The sequence below is a fragment of the Methylobacterium frigidaeris genome, assembly GCF_022179185.1.
Lineage (GTDB): Bacteria > Pseudomonadota > Alphaproteobacteria > Rhizobiales > Beijerinckiaceae > Methylobacterium > Methylobacterium frigidaeris.
Genome location: NZ_BPQJ01000023.1, coordinates 1 through 16,038 on the forward strand (window position 1 = coordinate 1; position 16,038 = coordinate 16,038).

At 72.1% G+C, this 16,038-nt stretch carries 17 protein-coding genes; 12 read left to right on the forward strand and 5 right to left on the reverse strand.

Annotated features, from left to right (window positions below):
• Nucleotides 1–63 precede the first annotated feature (63 nt).
• Nucleotides 64–894, reverse strand: coding sequence for a phosphogluconate dehydrogenase C-terminal domain-containing protein (locus MFF64_RS21915; RefSeq protein ID WP_099905097.1), 831 nt, complete (start codon nt 892–894; stop codon nt 64–66).
• A 228-nt stretch (nt 895–1,122) separates the two neighbouring features.
• Between MFF64_RS21915 and MFF64_RS21920 the strand changes: the two genes are divergently transcribed.
• Nucleotides 1,123–2,145 (forward strand): TRAP transporter substrate-binding protein, encoded by a 1,023-nt coding sequence (locus tag MFF64_RS21920; RefSeq protein ID WP_099905099.1) that lies wholly within the window; start codon nt 1,123–1,125, stop codon nt 2,143–2,145.
• Nucleotides 2,146–2,154: 9 nt separating this feature from the next.
• Here the strand turns inward: MFF64_RS21920 and MFF64_RS21925 are convergent, their stop codons facing one another.
• Nucleotides 2,155–2,883 (reverse strand): hypothetical protein, encoded by a 729-nt coding sequence (locus MFF64_RS21925; protein ID WP_099905101.1) that lies wholly within the window; start codon nt 2,881–2,883, stop codon nt 2,155–2,157.
• A 237-nt stretch (nt 2,884–3,120) separates the two neighbouring features.
• Here MFF64_RS21925 and MFF64_RS21930 point away from each other — a divergent pair, with 237 nt between their 5' ends.
• Complete coding sequence (locus MFF64_RS21930) at nt 3,121–3,378, forward strand: DUF6894 family protein (protein ID WP_099905103.1); 258 nt, start codon at nt 3,121–3,123, stop codon at nt 3,376–3,378.
• 7 nt (nt 3,379–3,385) lie between these two features.
• Here the strand turns inward: MFF64_RS21930 and MFF64_RS21935 are convergent, their stop codons facing one another.
• The 3 genes from MFF64_RS21935 to MFF64_RS21945 all read right to left on the reverse strand — a co-directional run bounded on the left by MFF64_RS21935 (nt 3,386) and on the right by MFF64_RS21945 (nt 9,456).
• Nucleotides 3,386–4,285 carry a TIGR02285 family protein gene (locus MFF64_RS21935; RefSeq protein ID WP_099905104.1) on the reverse strand — a complete coding sequence of 300 codons (900 nt, stop codon included), beginning with the start codon at nt 4,283–4,285 and terminating at the stop codon, nt 3,386–3,388.
• A gap of 159 nt (nt 4,286–4,444) precedes the next feature.
• Nucleotides 4,445–6,289 (reverse strand): glycoside hydrolase family 15 protein, encoded by a 1,845-nt coding sequence (locus MFF64_RS21940; protein WP_238192385.1) that lies wholly within the window; start codon nt 6,287–6,289, stop codon nt 4,445–4,447.
• Between the two features lie 434 nt (nt 6,290–6,723).
• The gene (locus MFF64_RS21945; protein ID WP_238192386.1) at nt 6,724–9,456 is read right to left on the reverse strand and encodes a heparinase II/III domain-containing protein; all 2,733 of its coding nucleotides are present in this window, start codon (nt 9,454–9,456) and stop codon (nt 6,724–6,726) included.
• Nucleotides 9,457–9,718: 262 nt separating this feature from the next.
• On the opposite strand from MFF64_RS21945, the gene MFF64_RS21950 reads away from it, so the two are divergent.
• From MFF64_RS21950 to fliP, 10 genes are all read left to right on the forward strand, one after another.
• Nucleotides 9,719–10,099 (forward strand): flagellar basal body protein, encoded by a 381-nt coding sequence (locus MFF64_RS21950; protein ID WP_238192387.1) that lies wholly within the window; start codon nt 9,719–9,721, stop codon nt 10,097–10,099.
• A complete protein-coding gene (gene flgC / locus MFF64_RS21955; RefSeq protein WP_207768209.1) occupies nt 10,099–10,512 on the forward strand; it encodes a flagellar basal body rod protein FlgC in 414 nt (137 codons plus the stop codon). Before MFF64_RS21950 ends, flgC begins: the two co-directional genes overlap by 1 nt.
• Before the next feature lie 7 nt (nt 10,513–10,519).
• A complete protein-coding gene (fliE, locus tag MFF64_RS21960) occupies nt 10,520–10,870 on the forward strand; it encodes a flagellar hook-basal body complex protein FliE (RefSeq protein ID WP_099906428.1) in 351 nt (116 codons plus the stop codon).
• A gap of 13 nt (nt 10,871–10,883) precedes the next feature.
• Complete coding sequence (gene flgG, locus MFF64_RS21965; RefSeq protein ID WP_099906430.1) at nt 10,884–11,672, forward strand: flagellar basal-body rod protein FlgG; 789 nt, start codon at nt 10,884–10,886, stop codon at nt 11,670–11,672.
• Nucleotides 11,673–11,770: 98 nt separating this feature from the next.
• Nucleotides 11,771–12,241: a flagellar basal body P-ring formation chaperone FlgA gene (gene flgA, locus MFF64_RS21970; protein ID WP_099906432.1), complete on the forward strand. Its 471-nt coding sequence runs from the start codon at nt 11,771–11,773 to the stop codon at nt 12,239–12,241.
• Between the two features lie 56 nt (nt 12,242–12,297).
• The gene (flgI, locus tag MFF64_RS21975) at nt 12,298–13,404 is read left to right on the forward strand and encodes a flagellar basal body P-ring protein FlgI (RefSeq protein ID WP_438823090.1); all 1,107 of its coding nucleotides are present in this window, start codon (nt 12,298–12,300) and stop codon (nt 13,402–13,404) included.
• On the forward strand, nt 13,401–13,970 hold the full coding sequence (locus MFF64_RS21980) for a MotE family protein (protein ID WP_099905847.1): 570 nt from the start codon (nt 13,401–13,403) through the stop codon (nt 13,968–13,970). The genes flgI and MFF64_RS21980 overlap by 4 nt, the downstream gene beginning before the upstream one ends.
• Nucleotides 13,970–14,722: a flagellar basal body L-ring protein FlgH gene (flgH, locus tag MFF64_RS21985; RefSeq protein WP_099905849.1), complete on the forward strand. Its 753-nt coding sequence runs from the start codon at nt 13,970–13,972 to the stop codon at nt 14,720–14,722. Before MFF64_RS21980 ends, flgH begins: the two co-directional genes overlap by 1 nt.
• 22 nt (nt 14,723–14,744) lie before the next feature.
• Nucleotides 14,745–15,239 carry a flagellar basal body-associated FliL family protein gene (locus MFF64_RS21990; protein WP_099905851.1) on the forward strand — a complete coding sequence of 165 codons (495 nt, stop codon included), beginning with the start codon at nt 14,745–14,747 and terminating at the stop codon, nt 15,237–15,239.
• Nucleotides 15,236–16,015, forward strand: coding sequence for a flagellar type III secretion system pore protein FliP (gene fliP, locus MFF64_RS21995; RefSeq protein WP_099905854.1), 780 nt, complete (start codon nt 15,236–15,238; stop codon nt 16,013–16,015). The genes MFF64_RS21990 and fliP overlap by 4 nt, the downstream gene beginning before the upstream one ends.
• Nucleotides 16,016–16,038: the final 23 nt, after the last annotated feature.

The window sequence follows — 16,038 nt, forward strand, 5'->3', positions numbered from 1 at the left end:
CCTGTCCCCGCAACCAAACACATGAACAAGCCCGTCGGCGAAAGCCGGCGGGCTTGTTCGCGTTCAGGTGATGCGCCGGATGCTGTCGGCGATCTCGGGTTCGTCGAGGCAGCCGAGCCAGTCGTCGCGCATCAGGCGCGGCTTGCCGAACTGGATCGCCTTGTTGCAGGCATCCGAGAACACCCCGTCGATCTCCCGGAAGGTGACCGCCGCCAGGATGTTGAGGTGGCCGAGCAGGAAGTCGCGGGCGCAAGTCTCCGGCACGCCGCGCCGCACGGTCTCATCCATCGCCTCGCGCATCACCGCGAGCAGCGTCGCGCAGACGGTCTCGGACAGGCCGGGCTCGAGCAGCGCCATCTGCTCCACGGTGACGCGGTGCGAGCGCAGGATCGGCGCCCAGATCGCCCGGGCGACGCGCTCGCCGAGGGCGTAGGCCTCCTCCGGCCCCTGCATCAGCGCGCTCACGATCGACTGCTTCGCGGCGATGCCGCCGAAATGGTCGCGCCGCCCCTCCTCCGTGGTCTCGTCGTTGAAGATCGGCGGGTGGCAGGGATGGGTCACGAAGTAGGTCAGGTCCGGCCGTTCGGGGAGGTGGCCGGCGAAGGGCGCCGCCGCGTCGAGGATCACCACCATCGTGCCGGCCTTCAGCTTCGGCGACAGGGCGTGGGAAACCCGGCCGATCAGCGTGTCGGGCACTGCCAGCACCACCACCTCGGCCCCGTCGAGGGCGGCCTCCGCTTCGACGCAGTCGAGCCCGAGCTCGCTCCTGAGCCGCTGGCGCCCCGCCTCGCCGACTTCCACGGGGGCGATCTGGAATTCCGACTTCACCAGGTTGCGGGCGAGCCGCACGCCCATCTTCCCCCCGGCCCCGAACAGGGCGATTCTCTCGGTCATGGCGCATCTCTCCCGCGAGCCGCCGCCAGCCTCTTCCGGCCTCTCGGGGCCTCTTGCCGGGTGGCGGCAGCGCCAAGAGTGGCGGCGGACCGGGCTTGCCGCAATCGATTTGTCGGCCACACGCCCGCAGGCGGCCGGGGCAAGCGGCTCCGAGGAATCGGCGGCGTGAAGGGAGCGGCAAGGAAACCCGGCGTAGCGCCGGGGGCGATCGGCAAGGAGGATCGACGAATGACGATGCGTGCCCGGTTCCGCGCTCTACTGGCTTGCTCGTGCCTGCTCGGCCTGCCGGTGGTCGAGGCCGCCGCGGAGACCCCAGCGGGTTCGACGGCGAGTCCGCAGATCGTGTGGCGGATGCCGACCGAGTATCCCGCCAGCACCATGCCGGGCGAGGGGCTCGCCACCTTCGCGCGCCTCGTGGCCGAGCGCAGCGGTGGGCGGCTCGTGGTGGCGCCGAGCTTCGATGCCGCCGCGGGGCTGCGCTCGGGCGCGATGATCGGCGCGGTGGCGGCCGGCACGGTCGAGGCGGCGGATGCCTTCACCGGGCCGCTGGCGGCGGTCGATCCGCTGTTCGGCCTCTCCTCCCTGCCCTTCCTGGCGACCACGATCGAGGAGGCGAAGTCGCTCACGGCGATCGCCCGGCCGGCCTATGCGCGGGCGCTCGCCGCGCACGGCCAGCGGCTGCTCTACGTCACGCCCTGGGCGCCGTCCGGGATCTGGTCGCGCCACGCCCTCACGGGCATCACCGACCTGACGGGCCTCAAGATCCGCACCTACGATGCCACCTCGACCGCCGTGCTCGATGCGGCCGGGGCGCAGGCCGTGAACCTGTCCCAGGCCGACGCGATCCCGCAGGTGAAGGCTGGCGCCGTCGACGCGATGCTCTCCTCCGGCGATGGCGGGGTCGGGCGCCGCCTGTGGGAGCAGCTGCCGCACTTCACGGCGGTGCAATACGCGATGCCGATCTCGATCGCCGTTGTCTCAGGCCCCGCCTACGAGGCCCTGCCGGAGGCTTTGCGCCACGCCGTCGACGCGGCCGCCGCCGAGACCGAGGCGCGCCAATGGGCGGCGATCCGCACCCGCCTCGACGAGAATTTTTCCCGTATGCGCCAGAACGGCGTCGTCATCGCTGACCCGCCCGCGCCGGCGATCACCGAAGCCCTCGCCAAGGCCGGCGAGGCGGCCGTGGCGGCCTGGGTGAAGGAGACCGGGCCGGAGGGCGCACGGATCCTGGCAGCGTATCGCGGGCGCTGACAGGCGCCCTCACCCAGCGGCGGGAACCCGCTCGCGCTGTCCGGCCTTCGCGGCCTCCATCCGCATTCCGGCCTCGTCCGGCGCGAGCGCCGGCGCTTGCCGGCCAATGCACAGGGCCTCGTCCAGGATCGCCACCGCCTCGGCCCAGGCGCCGGGCCAGAACAGGGCGGCGGCTTCGGCCGCGTCGGCGGCGGTGCGGGGATCGATCTCTGCGGCGAAGAGGGCGGCGCGGGCGGCAGCGGCCGCACGGGCGCCGCGCACCCAGGTGCCCTGGCGGCCGGCCGCCTCGGCGAGCGAGCCGGCCGACCAGGCGGCGTGGCGGGCGACCGTCACGGCGTGCTCCAGGTCCGATGCGGATCGGCAGGCGGCGGCGTGCGGCGCCAGCCCGGCCCGTTCCAGCACCGGCGGCAGCAGGCGGCGCACGCCCTCGCGCACGAGGTGGGCCGTGCGTGCCGCCTCGACCGCCTCGGAATCGGCGGAGCCGGCAAGGCGCAGCACGAAGGCCATCAGCCGCGGGCGCTCGGCATCCGGCATGGCGTCGTTCAGGCCGAGGGCGTAGGTGGCGAGCGGGACCGAGAAGCAGGGCGGGCAATCCGCCGAGGAGCGGATCGCCCGGTAGGGCAGGCCCGCCGCCACCACCGCCGCCTCGTTGATGCAGGTGCCGCCATCCGGGCCCGGGAAGGCGTGCGAGCCCGGCAGCAGCCGCCAGTTCAGGATGGGGTCGAAGAGGCCGGACATGAGTCTCCCGCCGGGGTTTCGCGATCCGTCGCCGGCGAGACTGGCAGGGTTTCGGGTCGGCGGCGAGCCCCCTCTTCATCCCGGTCCGGATGCCGGCGGGAGCTCCGAGGGGACGGTCCGCGGACTGCGGCATCGCGCCCTCACCCTGGTCGGCTTGCGGGTTTGGAACATATAGTGAACATTAACCCTGGAGAGCATCACCGCCGCGACGGGCGACGATGGGGAGAGAGGATCGGCATGACGCGCTACCGCTTCCACTGCACCAACGGATCCGAGTGCATCCTCGACGCCGAGGGCACGCTCCTCCGCGGCCCGGCCGCCCTCGCCCGCCACGCCCGCGCGGTCGCGGAGGCGGCGATGCGAAGCCTCGGCGCCGGTGCCGGCGACTGGGCCGAGTGGCGGGTGAGCGTGCACGACCTGACCGGGCGGCGCGTCTGGGTCGAGCCGTTCGTGACGCAGGATCTCTCGAGGCATGAGGCGGCGCTGGCGGCGTGAGGCTCGCTCAGTCGCCCGCCAGGAAGGTGTCGTAGACGGCCCGGATGCGCGGCAGGTCCTCCGGCGCCGCCCAGGCCTCGACGATGCTGCGATAGGCCGGGCTCGGCCGCTCGGCCGCCAGCACCGCGTCGATGCGCGCAACCACCTCGCGCCCCCACGGCGTGCCGGCGCACATCACCCGGGCGAAGACCGGTTCCGGGCTCTCCGCGAAGGGCAGGCCCAGGAAGGCGTCCGGCTGCCCGAGCTGGCGGGCGTTGTACGCCGCGATGCTGGAGAACTCGACGAGGTAGTCGAGCCGGTCGTTCAGCAGCATCCGGAACGCCTCGCCGAACTCGGAATGGGTCTGGCCCGGCGGGTATTGCCGCAGCAGCGCGTCGATGACGGGCGCCATGGCGCGATTGCGCAGCATGCTGGTGCGCAACGCGCGATGCTCGCTCAGCAGAGTGCGCAGGGACAGGGCCCCGAGCGCCTCGAAGCGGGTGCGCTGGGAGGCGTGGATCACGATGCGCAGCGGGTAGAACATCGCCACCGGCCGCGAGAACACCGCGAACTGCTCGCGCTCCGGCGTCCTCACGCCGCCGACGAAGCACCATTCCTCGCCGTTCTTGAGCGAGGTGACGATGCGCGGAAAAGGAACGTTCAGCGTGGAATGGCTGTAGCCGGTCAGCCGGGCGCTCAGCAGGCGGCGGATCCGGTCGAAGATGCCGGTGTCGCGGTCCGGCCCGTCGGTCATCATGAAGGGCGCGGCGTCGTAGACCGACCAGGTGATCTGCTTGGTGATCTGCTTGGTGACCTGCCTGGCGTCCGGCGTGTCCCCTGCCCGCGCCGGCCCCGGGGACGCCGGGGCGAGCGCGACGGCCAAGCCCATCTGGACGGCCAAGCCTATCCGACCGAGTCCCTTGACCATGATCTTGTCCGCGAGAACCTTCGACGAGCCTGCCGGAGATGCCGGGCGTTCATTCAAGATCAGGTTAACTGCCCAGGGGACACCGACGAGGGAGCATCAGGGGAAAGTCCTCGTGTTAGATTGTGGACGCTGCGCAGCTCCCGCAGGCCTCCGGACCGCTTATCCGGACGTCCCCGCCGGCGGCACGATCCACGGCACCCGGCGCCAGCGCGTCTCGCGCAAGGTCCGGTCGGCATAGGTACCGGCCACCGCCGCCCGCCCGCCCTGGGCCGCGAGGTCGAGGACCAGGGCGCTGTGGATGAAGGCGAGGTGGCTGAAGGCCTGCGGGAAGTTGCCCAGGAAGGTGCGGTCCTCCGCCACCTCCTCGGCGTAGAGGCCGAGGTCGTTCTGCAGCGCCCGCAAGGCGTCGAAGCGGGTCTGCGCCTCCTCGGTCCGGCCGAGCCAGGCCAGCGCGTCGACGAGCCAGAAGGCGCAGATCAGGAAGGTGCCCTCGTGGCCCGGCAGCCCGTCGTCGTTGCGGTAGCGGTAGACGAGCGGGCCGTGGCCGAGGCGGTCGATCACCACCTCGACCGTGCGGGCGAACACCGCCTCGTCGACCGGGAACCCCACCATGGGGGCGATCAGGAGCGCCGCGTCGGGGTCGTCGCCGCCGATATATTGCGGATAGTAGCCGTCGCGGTGCACCCCCTCGCCGTTGACCCGGGCCACGATGGCGTCCCGCGCCTCGCACCAGTGCGGCCGCTCGCCGAACAGCCGGACCGCCCGGTCGACCGCGACCCAGTTCATGATCGCGGCGTGCAGGTAGTGCTCCTCGGGCTTGCGCGGCTCCCACAGGCCGGCATCCTTCTCGTGCCAGTGGGCGGCGGCGAAATCGGCCAGCCGGATCGCCTGACGCTCCATCGCCTCGGGGATCGCGCCGCCGAGGCTGCGATACATGTGCAGGAGGTCGAGCACCTGGCCGTAGGCGTCGCTCTGGTGCTGCTCGGCGGCCTCGTTGCCGTAGCGGACCGGGGCGCTGCCGCGCCAGCCCTCGAAATGGGCCGCCTCGTGCTCGGTCAGGTCGGTCTCGCCCGCGATGGCGTAGAGGGGGCGCAAGCCGCCCTCGTCGCGCTCGGCGAGGGTGCAGACGAAGCGGAAGAAGGCCTCCGCCTCCGCCACCATGCCGAACTTCTTGAGCACGTAGAAGGACAGGCAGGCGTCGCGGATCCAGCAGAACCGGTAATCCCAGTTGCGGATGCCGCCGATCTCCTCCGGCAGCGAGGTGGTGGCCGCCGCCACGATGGCGCCCGAGGGCGCGTAGGTCAGCGCCTTGAGGGTGAGCGCGCTGCGCAGGAGCTGGTGGCTGAGCGGCCCGTCATAGGCGGCCCCCGCCGACCAGCCGGTCCAGGCCCGGCGCGCCGTCTCCATCAGCGCGCGGGGGCGCAGGGACTCGCGGTCCCCGGCCCCGCCGGGATAGAGCGCGAAGGCCTGCTCGCCCCCATGCGTGATGGTGAACCGCGCCACCGCGTCACTTCCCTCGATCGCGATGGGCAGATCGGCAATCAGGTCCGGCAGCCCCTCCGCCCCGGCGCCGCCCGGGACCGGGACGAGCACCGGGAAGGTCTCGGAGAAGCCCGCGAGCGGCCGGTAGACCGCCCGCATCGGCACCTCGCCGGACACGCCCGAGACCAGGCGCACCAGGCAGGGCAGCGCCCGGCCGGATTCGGGCGCGAGCATGACGTCGTGCACCGTCGCCGCCCCGGTGGCGCAGGTGAAGGTGGTCTCGAGGATGTTGGTGCCCGGGAGATACAGCCGGGCGCTCTCGAACGGCCCCTCGGGCGAGAGCGCGAAGAAGCCGCCGCGCCGGCGGTCGAGCAGCCGGGAGAAGACCGGGGGGGCATCGAACCGTTCGAGGCAGGCCCAGTCGATCGAGCCGTCGCGGGCGACGAGGGCGCAGCCGTGGCAGTTGCTGATGAGGCCGTAGGCCTCGATGGGCTGGTAGGGCCGCGCGTCCGGGTCGTGCATCGGGGATGGGCTCGGGCGAGAGGAGAGGAATGGGCCGGGCGCGTGCGGGGCGGCGCCGGCCGATCCCGTCGCCCCTCCCTCACGCCGCCCGTGACCCTGCGGCACTCGGGACGAAGTGCCGGATCCGCTCCATGTTCCCGGGGGGTGGCGGAAATATTTATGGGGATGAAGATCTCGGGAGAAAACGTAACGCCCCGATCGTTGCAGTTGGTTTTGCGACAGCGTGACATCCAGCTAGTGCACTGACGCGTTCAAAACGTGCACCTTAAGCCACAATATCTGCAATTCTCACAGTCTGTTAGCAAGCAAGTGCCTGGTGCGAATGTCGGTGTCTATGCACTAGTCATTCCAGGACCGCGAGCGGAGCCCGGAACGACGCGGAGGTTTTGAAGACAATCTGCGAAACCGATTCCACTCGTCGCGTCGAGGGCTCCTCAGAACTCCATCACGAACCGCCCCAGTTCCTCCCGCGCCAGCACCCGCGCCAGCGAATCCTCCGCCGGGCCGTCGACCGCCATCAGGAGGCCGCCGCAGGCCGTACCGCGGCCCGAGACCGCGTAGCGCAGGGTGCAGGCGGGCTCGAGGAGGCCGGGCCGGCCGACGACGAAGCCCTGCATCGTGCCGGGTCGGTCGCCGCGGCCGATCACCGTCTCCAGGCCCGACACCCGGCCGGCGATCGCGAACGGCACCAGCCCGAGGCGCCGGCCACCCTGGCGGGCCTGCACCCGGCGCGGCCCCTCGATCGCGACCAGGGTCCCGGGCGCGAGATGGGCGAAGGCCCAGAAGGTCAGGGGCCCGCCCTCCGCGGACGTGAAGCGGTCGATCACCGCGAGGCCCGACAGGTCGTGCGGCAGCACGAAGACCCGCCGATGGCGGCAGCCCGGCCCGTGCACGCTGGTCTCGATCGCGTGGGCGGTGGCGCCGGGCAGCGCGAGGCTGCCGCGATGGACGCCGCCGCCGGCCACCGGCTCGCGCCCCTCGATCACCGCGACGTTGTGGGCGCGGGACGAGAGCAGGAAGTGACGGGCCGCCCCGGTCTCGACCTGCTCCGAGCCGCCGGCCTCGACGATCCAGCGGATCGCCCCCGCCGCGTAGACGTAGGACGTGCAATCGGCGTGCCCCTGGGGCGAGGTCCCGGCGAAGGTGCAGGCGAAATGGGCCCAGCCGCGCCCGGCGGTCTCGTGGCGGGCCGACAGGCCGTCGGGGCGCAGGGTCGAGGAGGCCGCTGCGGCCTGCACGGCGGGGCGCTGCGCCACCAGCCCGGCGCCGCCGCGCAGCCGGGCGATCCAGCCCGCATCGTCGGTGCCGGCGAACACCTCGCCGAAGGGCGGCAGCCGCCCGCCCGGATCGAGCAGGCCCGCGAGGTTCGACAGGGCCGCCTCCGTCCGGGCGGCGACGAGGGGACCGGGCGCGGCCTCGCCGAGGGAGTCCCGCAGCGCCCGTCCCAGGGTGACGAGGTCGAGGCGGCGGTGGAGCGAGGATTCCGCGAAGCGCCCGTCCTCGGGGAGAAGCGCCGGCACGCCCTCGCGCAGGCTCTCGCGGGCGAGCCCGTCCCAGTGCGCGGCGAGCGGCAGGCGCGGCAGGGCGCGGGCGAGGGCCAGGAGCGCGGCGGCGGCCTGGAGCTGGTGCAGGCTCTGCCCGAAGGTGTTCTGCCCGACGATCTCCGCCAGGGCGAAGCCGTGCCGCACCGCCTCTCCGGTCAGGACCGGCGCCGCCGCCCCGGCCCCCGGGAGGGCGAGGAGCCCGATCCAGACCTCGGCCCGCGCCGGCAGCGCCCCCGGATGCAGGCTCAGGGGATCGGACGGCTGGCCCCAGGGATTGGCCTGCGACCAGGCCTGCGCGAGGGCGAGCGCCCGGGCCGGCGCCGCCTCGGCCAGCGCCAGGAGCCAGGTCAGGGAGTGGTAGGCGAGGCGCCACGGGATCGCGCGGGACGGCGCGCCGCGAAACGGGTCCTCGCGGAAGTCCGGGGCCTCCGGCAGGGGCCAGTCCGGGCAGCCGGCGAGGCGCAAGGTCAGGCCGCCTTCGGACCGCAGCACGACCGGGCGCTCGGCCTCGGCCCGGAAGGACCGGGCGCGGGCGAGCGGCAAGGGAGCGGCGCCGGCTTCCCCGGGACCCGGGATCCAGGCGGCCTCGGCGCCGGGATCGCGCCCGAGCCGGGCCGAGAGCCGGGCGAGGAAGCCCGGCGCGTCGAGGAGATCGTCGCCGCACAGGCTCTCGAGCCGGAAACGGTCCTCGAGCGCCACTTCCGGGGGGCCGAGCAGCTCCACGGCGGGCAGCGCCTCGCCCTCCTCCTCCCAGGTGCAGAAGCCGAGTTCGAGGGAGGTCGCGCCCGGCGGCGGCTCCAGGTCGAGGGTGAAGCGGCGCGCCTGCGGCTGGGCCGGGAGGTTGATCGCCGCCCCCAAGCCCGGCTTCGCCTCCAAGCCCGGCTTCGCCTCCAAGCCCGGGTTCGCCCCCAGTCCCGGCACCGAGACGGTGCCCGGATAGGGCGGCGGGATCTCCGCCCCGTCGCGGTCGCGGTAGACGAGGCTCACCCGCGCGGCGTGCTCGTCGGGCCGCGCGGCGTGGATCTGCCCGCGCACCACGAGGCCGACGCCCGGGACGAGGCCGTGGCGCAGGGGCTCGGGGTACGGCCCGAGGCGGCGGGGCCGGAACGCGCCGGCTGCCAGGGCTGCGCCGGGGCGCAGGCGCGGCTCGGCGATCGTGACGCTCTGCGTGTTGCGCCAGGAGCGGAGCGTGAGCGCGAGACCGCGCGCCTGCGGCGGCACTCCGAAGGCCACCCGCACCGGCGCCGCCCGGACGAGCTCGCTGCCGGCGGGCTGGCAGGCCGGCCCGGCGATCCAGGCGCTGTGCGGATCGAGCAGGGTGCGAGCGAGGCCGGGCACGTGCTCGACGTCGAGGCTCGACCCGTCGGCGGCCAGGAAGTCGAAGCCGACGAGCGCGAAGTCGAGAGCCTGGCCCCCCTCTTCCTCGGCCGCCCAGGCGAGGCGGGCCTCCAGGCAGCACCAGGCCCCCGCCGGCAGGTGGCGGAAGGTCAGCTGCACCCGGGACCAGCGGTTGTTGGCGGTGATCGCGTGCTCGCCCTCGCGCGCGCCCGGCCCCGCCCCGCCCGCGTAGCGGGCCTGGACCGGGAGGAAGACCGGCTCGGAGGGCAGCAGGGCCGGAAGCATGGCTTGGGGAACGTGGAGACGATCAAGCGTGCGGGCGGGTACCCCGCGCCAGTGCCGGGGGTGGCCATCTCTGTCAAGGCGCGGGGGCGCCCGCGCCGGGTCGCAATCCCCACCCGGTCGGCACCGGCGAAACCGCCAGCTCCGCCAGCCTCGGGCAAGGTTGCGCTTCTAAACCCGCGGTTACGCGGCAGGGCCCGGAGGTCGGGTCGTTTCGGCACAGGCAATCGGCACAGGAAGGAGCGGCGGGCATGGAGGGTTTCGCGTGACGGGGATCTACCTGTTCGATCTCGCCTCGATGCACACCCGCTACCTGTCGGTGCGCCAGTCGGCGATCGCCGGCAACGTGGCCAATGCCAACACCCAGGGCTACCAGGCCCGGGACACCGTGCCCTTCGCCCAGGTGCTGGCCCGTGCCGGCACCGACATAGCGCAGACGGCGCAGGCCCATCTCGGTGCCGCGGGCCTCGGGGTGGCGATCCGTCCCGACAAGGGCGGCTGGGACGTGCTCGAGACTTCGAGCAGCGTCAGCCTGGAGCAGGAGATGCTGAAGGCGGCCGAGGTGTCGCGCCAGCACAACCTCGATGTCGGGGTGGTGCGCAGCTTCCACCGCATGCTGATGTCGGCCGTGAGGAGCGGATCGTGATCGACCCCCTGCTGACCGCGTCCCGCCTCGCGAGCGCGGGCCTCGAAGCCCAGTCCCTGCGCATGCGGGTGGTGTCGGAGAACCTCGCCAACGCCCAGTCGACGGGCGACGCGCCGGGGGCCGACCCGTACGCGCGCAAGACCGTGACCTTCAAGGCCGAGCTCGACCGGGCGGTCGGTGCCGCCTCGGTGCGGGTGCGCGACATCGATACCGACAGGACCCCGTTCCGGGTCGAGCACGACCCGAGCAACCCGGCGGCGGACCAGAACGGCAACGTCAAGCTGCCGAACGTGAACGCCCTGATCGAGATGGCCGACATGCGCGAGGCCAACCGCTCCTACGAAGCCAACCTGCAGGTGATCAAGCAGGCCCGCGCCATGGTGGCCAGCGTGATCGACCTCCTGAGGACATGAGCATCCGATGATCGAGGCCCTCACCCTCTCGGCCTTCGACCGGGCCGCGGCGTCCGCCCGCCCCGAGGCCACCCCCGTCCAGCGGGCGATGCTGCCTCCGGTGACCGGGGCGGCGCAGCCGGGCCTGGACGTCGCCGCACCCGCCGATTTCGGGCAGATCATGGCGAGCTTCGCCTCGGGCGTGCGCAACGACCTGCGCGCCGGCGAGGCCGCCTCGATCGCCGGCATCCAGGGCAAGGCCTCGACGCAGCAGGTGGTCGAGGCGGTGATGTCCGCCGAGCAGAGCCTGCAGACCGCGGTCGCCATCCGCGACAAGGTCGTGGCCGCCTATCTCGAACTGAGCCGCATGGCGATCTGAGGATTCTGAACAGATGAGAGCGCTCGCCGTCGCCGCCACGGGCATGTCCGCCCAGCAGCTCAACCTCGAGGTCATCGCCAACAACATCGCCAACCTGAACACCACCGGGTTCAAGGGGGCGCGGGCCGAGTTCACCGACCTGCTCTACCAGGCCGAGCGGCAGCAGGGCGTGCCCAACCAGTCCGGCCAGGAGGCGATCCCCGAGGGCGCGATGCTCGGCCTCGGCGTGCGCGCCGCGGCGATCCGCAACCTGCACCGCCAGGGCCAGCTCACCAATACGGCGAACCAGCTCGACCTTGCCATCAACGGCCGCGGCTACTTCCAGATCCAGAGCCCGAGCGGCGAGATCAACTACACCCGCGCCGGCGCCTTCAACAAGAACGCCACCGGCCAGCTCGTCACCCTGGAAGGCTACACGGTCGATCCGGCGATCCTGATCCCGAACAACGCCACCGAGATCACCATCAACCAGTCGGGCCAGGTCTTCGCCAAGATCGAGGGCCAGGTGGCGCAGCAGAATATCGGCCAGCTCACCATCGCCAACTTCGCCAACGAGTCGGGGCTCGAACCCCTCGGCAACGGCCTCTACCGCGAGACCCCTGCCTCCGGCGCGGCGGTGATCGGCAATCCGGGCGACGTGAGCTACGGCAAGATCCAGCAGGGCTACCTCGAAGGGTCGAACGTCGATCCGGTCAAGGAGATCACCAGCCTGATCACCGCCCAGCGCTCCTTCGAGATGAACTCCAAGGTGATCCAGGCCGTCGACGAGATGGCGAGCACGATCTCCAAGGGGATCCGCTGAGCCGGGATCCGGCTGGCATGACATTCGAGACCCCGACTTCGGGGAGACTGCCACGCCGCCGGCTCCGGCGGCGCCCCTCCTCCCGGCGCGACACCTCCATGCGTTCCCTCCTCCGGCGCTCCCTGCTCCTCCTGGCGCTCCTCGGCCTGGCCCCGTCGGCTCCCGCGCGGGCGGCCGACGAGATGATGCTGCCGGTGCCGACCGTGACGATCTATCCGGGCGACACGATCAAGGAATCGATGCTGCGCCTTCAGGCCTACCCGACGACCTACCGCGCCCGGGCCGCGGTGATCGACGCACCGCTCGCCATCGTCGGGCGCACCGCCCGCCGGATGCTGCTGCCGGGCGAGCCGGTGCCGGTCAACGCCGTCGACGATCCCCGCCTCGTCAGCCGCGGCACGCCGACCCAGATGATCTTCGAGGAGAACGGCCTCGTCATCACGGCGGTCGGCTCGCCGCTGCAGAATGGCGGCCTCGGCGAGACCATCCGGGTGCGCAACACCGACACCAACCGCATCGTGCTCGGCACCGTGATGGCCGACGGCCGCGTCAAGATCGGCGGGTTCTGATGCGGGCCGCCCTCCGCACCGTCCGTGCCGGCCTCGTCCTGGCGCTGGTCCTCGTGATGGGTCTCGACGTGGCGCCGGTCGTTCCGGCGCGCGCCGCAGCACCCGTGATCGCCACCGGCGGCTTCACCCGCATCAAGGACGTCGCCAGCCTCAAGGGCGTGCGCGACAACCAGATCGTCGGCTACGGCCTCGTCACCGGCCTCCAGGGCACCGGCGACACCCTGCGCAACGCCCAGTTCACCGAGCAGTCGCTGCAATCGATGCTCGACCGGATGGGCATCAACGTGCGCGACGCGCGCCTGCGCACCCGCAACGTCGCCGCCGTGATGGTGACGGCCGACCTGCCTCCTTACGTCGGCGCCGGCTCGCGCATCGACGTGACGGTCACCTCGCTCGGCGACGCGACCTCGCTCCGCGGCGGCACCCTCCTGATGACCCCGCTCTCCGGCGGCGACGGCAACGTCTACGCCGCCGCGCAGGGGCCGCTCGCGGTCTCCGGCTTCTCGGCACAAGGGCAGGCCGAGCAGCTGACGCAGGGCGTGCCGACCGCTGGCCGCATCCCCAACGGCGCGCTGATCGAGCGCGAGGTGCCGGGCGCGTTCCGCGACCTGCCCGAGCTGGTCTTCGAGCTGAAGAATCCCGACTTCAAGACCGCCACGATGGTGGCGGATGCCATCAACGCCTACGCGATGGGCCGCTTCCGCCGCCGCATCGCGAGCCCCCGCGACCAGCGCTCGGTGGTGCTCCAGCGCCCCCGCGACATGATCCTGCCCCGCCTCGTCGCCGAGATCGGCGACCTGACGATCCAGCCCGACGTGCCGGCCCGGGTCGTGGTCGACCAGCGCACCGGCACGGTGGTGATCGGCCGCAACGTGCAGATCTCCACGGTGGCGGTCACCCACGGCAACCTCACGGTGCGGGTCACCGAGACGCCGGAAGTGTCGCAGCCCGCGCCCTTCTCCAACGGCCAGACCACGGTGGTGCCGCGCACGGAGGTCACGGCCCGCGAGGAGCAGGGCCGGCTCGCCGTGATCGGCGGCTCCGACCTCCAGACCCTGGTGCGCGGCCTCAACCAGGTGGGCCTGAAGCCCACCGACATCATCGCGATCCTCCAGGCGGTGAAGACCGCCGGTGCCCTCCAGGCGGAGCTCGTCGTTCAATGACCCGGATCCTCGTCACGGCCTTCCTGCTGGCGCTCGCCGGCCCGGCGCTGGCCGCCGGCGGCGCCCCGGCGAGCGACCCGGCCAAGGACGCGGCGATGCGCGCCATCGCCGCCCGGGACGCCCCGAAGGAGCCGACCGCACAGGACTTCAAGGAGGCGAGCAAGGAGTCGGCCAAGACCGGCTACTGCGCCACCATCGCGGACGCGGCGGCCGATGCCCGCTTCGCCTGGCAGAAGGAGCAGCTCGCCGCGCTCGAGAAGCAGGTCGAGGAGCGCATCCGCCGCCTCGAGGAGAAGCGCGCCGAGTACGAGGCGGTGGTCCAGCGCCGCAAGGAGTTCCTGGCCAAGGCCGACGAGAGCGTCGTGGCGGTCTACGCCAAGATGCGGGCCGACGCGGCAGCGCTCCAGCTCACCAACATGCCCGAGGACAACGCCGCGGCGATCCTGGTGAAGCTCAACGCCCGGACGGCGAGCGCGGTGCTCGCCGAGATGGAGGCCTCCCGCGCCGCCGCCCTCGCCCGCCGGATGGCCGAGGCCGGCCGCCGCAAGGACAACGAGAGATCGTGATGACCCGCCCAGCTCCGGCCGCCCACCCCTTCTCCCTCCGCCTGCCTCCCTTGGCCGTCGCGGGCCTCGCCGCGTCGAGCCTGTTCCTGGCCGGCTGCCAGAGCCGCCTCGACGAGTTCGGCCGCCCGCCGGTCCTGACGCCGATCGGCACCGGGCTCGCCGCCCCGCGCGAGGCCCTGCCCTCGACCTTCGGCTCGCTGCAGAGCCGGCACGGCTACCACTCGACCTGGTCGCCGGCGAGCGCCGACCTCTTTCAGGATCCCCGCGCCCGCAACATCGGCGACGTGCTGACGGTCAGCATCCTGATCAACGACAAGGCGCAGTTCGACAATGCCAGCGACCGCTCGCGCAGCCAGAAGTCGAGCCTCGGCTTCGATTTCGGCTACGGCGTCTCGGCCCTGAAGGATTCGGCCACCGCCGATACCGGCATCCGCTCCGGCACCGAGACCAAGGGCCAGGGCACGATCGACCGCAAGGAGACCTTGAGCCTGTCGGTGGCCGCCGTGATCACCGAGGTCCTGCCGAACGGCAACCTGCTGATCAGCGGCTCGCAGGAGATCCGGGTCAACAACGAGGTGCGCGTCCTCAACGTCGCCGGCATCGTGCGGCCGCGCGACATCTCGCGCAAGAACACCATCGATTACGACAAGATCGCCGAGGCACGGGTCTCCTACGGCGGCCGCGGCCGCCTGACCGACGTGCAGGGGCCGACCCTCGGCCAGCAGATCTTCGAGACCGTCGCGCCGTTCTGACGGCGGGATCCAGGAGCGCGCGATGGCGGACAAGAAGGACGAGACGAAGAAGGGCGGGGCCAAGTCCTGGATCGGCGCGCTCGCCCTCTGCACCCTGGTGGCGGTCGGTACCGGCGCCGCCCTCGGGATGTACCTGATGACGAGCGTCGAGAAGGCGGTCGACCAGAAGACGCGCGAGGCGAAGGAGCACGAGAAGGCCGCCAAGGTGCTGAACTACACCGGCGAGCTCTCCCTGCGCAGCGTCGGCTCGGTGGTGACGAACCTCGCCGAGCCGGCCGATTCCTGGATCCGGCTCGAATCCTCGGTGGTGTTCAAGACCGGCAGCCTGCCGACCCCGGACATCACCGTGGCGGAGATCAAGGCCGACATCGTCGCCTACCTGCGCACGCTCTCGACGGCGCAGATCGAGGGGGCGAGCGGCCTGCAGCACCTGCGCGAGGACCTGAACGAGCGCGTCGCCTTGCGCACCAAGGGGGCGATCCGCGAGCTGATCGTCGAAGCGCTGGTGGTCCAGTGACCCGGCGCATCACCCTCCTCCTCGGGACGCTCGCCCTCCTGCTCCTGCCCGCCGGCGCCGCCCTGGCGCAGGGTGCGGCGGGCAGTGGCGGCGTCACCGGCATCCCGGGCCTCGACGCGCTCCTGCCGCCCGGCAACGGCGCGGCGAGCGGGCGCATCCTCCAGCTCGTCGCCCTGCTCACGGTGCTGTCGCTCGCGCCGGGGCTGCTCGTGATGGTGACGAGCTTCACCCGCTTCGCCGTCGCCTTCTCGTTCCTGCGCTCGGGCCTCGGCCTGCAGAGCACGCCCGCCAACCTCTTCCTCGTCAGCCTGTCGCTGTTCATGACCTTCTACGTCATGGCGCCGACCTTCGACCGGGCCTGGAGCGAGGGCGTGCGGCCGCTGCAGGAGAACCGGATCACCGAGGAGGAGGCCTTCGCCCGCATCACCGATCCGTTCCGCGAGTTCATGTCGGCCCAGGTGCGCCCGAAGGATCTCCAGACCTTCCAGGACCTCGCCAGCCGCACCTTCCCGAAGCCCCAGGAAGGTGAGAAGATCGACCTGCGCATCCTGATTCCGGCCTTCATGATCTCCGAATTGCGCCGCGGCTTCGAGATCGGCTTCCTCATCGCCCTGCCCTTTCTCGTCATCGACATGATCGTCTCCACGATCGTGATGTCGATGGGCATGATGATGCTCCCGCCGACGGTGATCTCGCTGCCGTTCAAGGTGCTGTTCTTCATCCTGATCGATGGATGGAACCTGCTGGTGAGCGGGTTGGTGCGGTCGTTCTTTTAGGGATTGAGACTTTCTACCTCGAC

Coding starts and splice junctions, on each gene's coding strand:
- MFF64_RS21920 (WP_099905099.1), top strand. CDS start 1,123: ATGACGATGCGTGCCCGGTTCCGCGCTCTACTGGCTTGCTCGTGCCTG.
- MFF64_RS21945 (WP_238192386.1), bottom strand. CDS start 9,456: ATGCTTCCGGCCCTGCTGCCCTCCGAGCCGGTCTTCCTCCCGGTCCAG.
- MFF64_RS21915 (WP_099905097.1), bottom strand. CDS start 894: ATGACCGAGAGAATCGCCCTGTTCGGGGCCGGGGGGAAGATGGGCGTG.
- MFF64_RS21925 (WP_099905101.1), bottom strand. CDS start 2,883: ATGTCCGGCCTCTTCGACCCCATCCTGAACTGGCGGCTGCTGCCGGGC.
- flgG (WP_099906430.1), top strand. CDS start 10,884: ATGAGAGCGCTCGCCGTCGCCGCCACGGGCATGTCCGCCCAGCAGCTC.
- fliE (WP_099906428.1), top strand. CDS start 10,520: ATGATCGAGGCCCTCACCCTCTCGGCCTTCGACCGGGCCGCGGCGTCC.
- flgI (WP_438823090.1), top strand. CDS start 12,298: ATGGGTCTCGACGTGGCGCCGGTCGTTCCGGCGCGCGCCGCAGCACCC.
- flgH (WP_099905849.1), top strand. CDS start 13,970: ATGACCCGCCCAGCTCCGGCCGCCCACCCCTTCTCCCTCCGCCTGCCT.
- MFF64_RS21935 (WP_099905104.1), bottom strand. CDS start 4,285: ATGGTCAAGGGACTCGGTCGGATAGGCTTGGCCGTCCAGATGGGCTTG.
- MFF64_RS21930 (WP_099905103.1), top strand. CDS start 3,121: ATGACGCGCTACCGCTTCCACTGCACCAACGGATCCGAGTGCATCCTC.
- flgA (WP_099906432.1), top strand. CDS start 11,771: ATGCGTTCCCTCCTCCGGCGCTCCCTGCTCCTCCTGGCGCTCCTCGGC.
- MFF64_RS21940 (WP_238192385.1), bottom strand. CDS start 6,289: ATGCACGACCCGGACGCGCGGCCCTACCAGCCCATCGAGGCCTACGGC.
- MFF64_RS21990 (WP_099905851.1), top strand. CDS start 14,745: ATGGCGGACAAGAAGGACGAGACGAAGAAGGGCGGGGCCAAGTCCTGG.
- MFF64_RS21980 (WP_099905847.1), top strand. CDS start 13,401: ATGACCCGGATCCTCGTCACGGCCTTCCTGCTGGCGCTCGCCGGCCCG.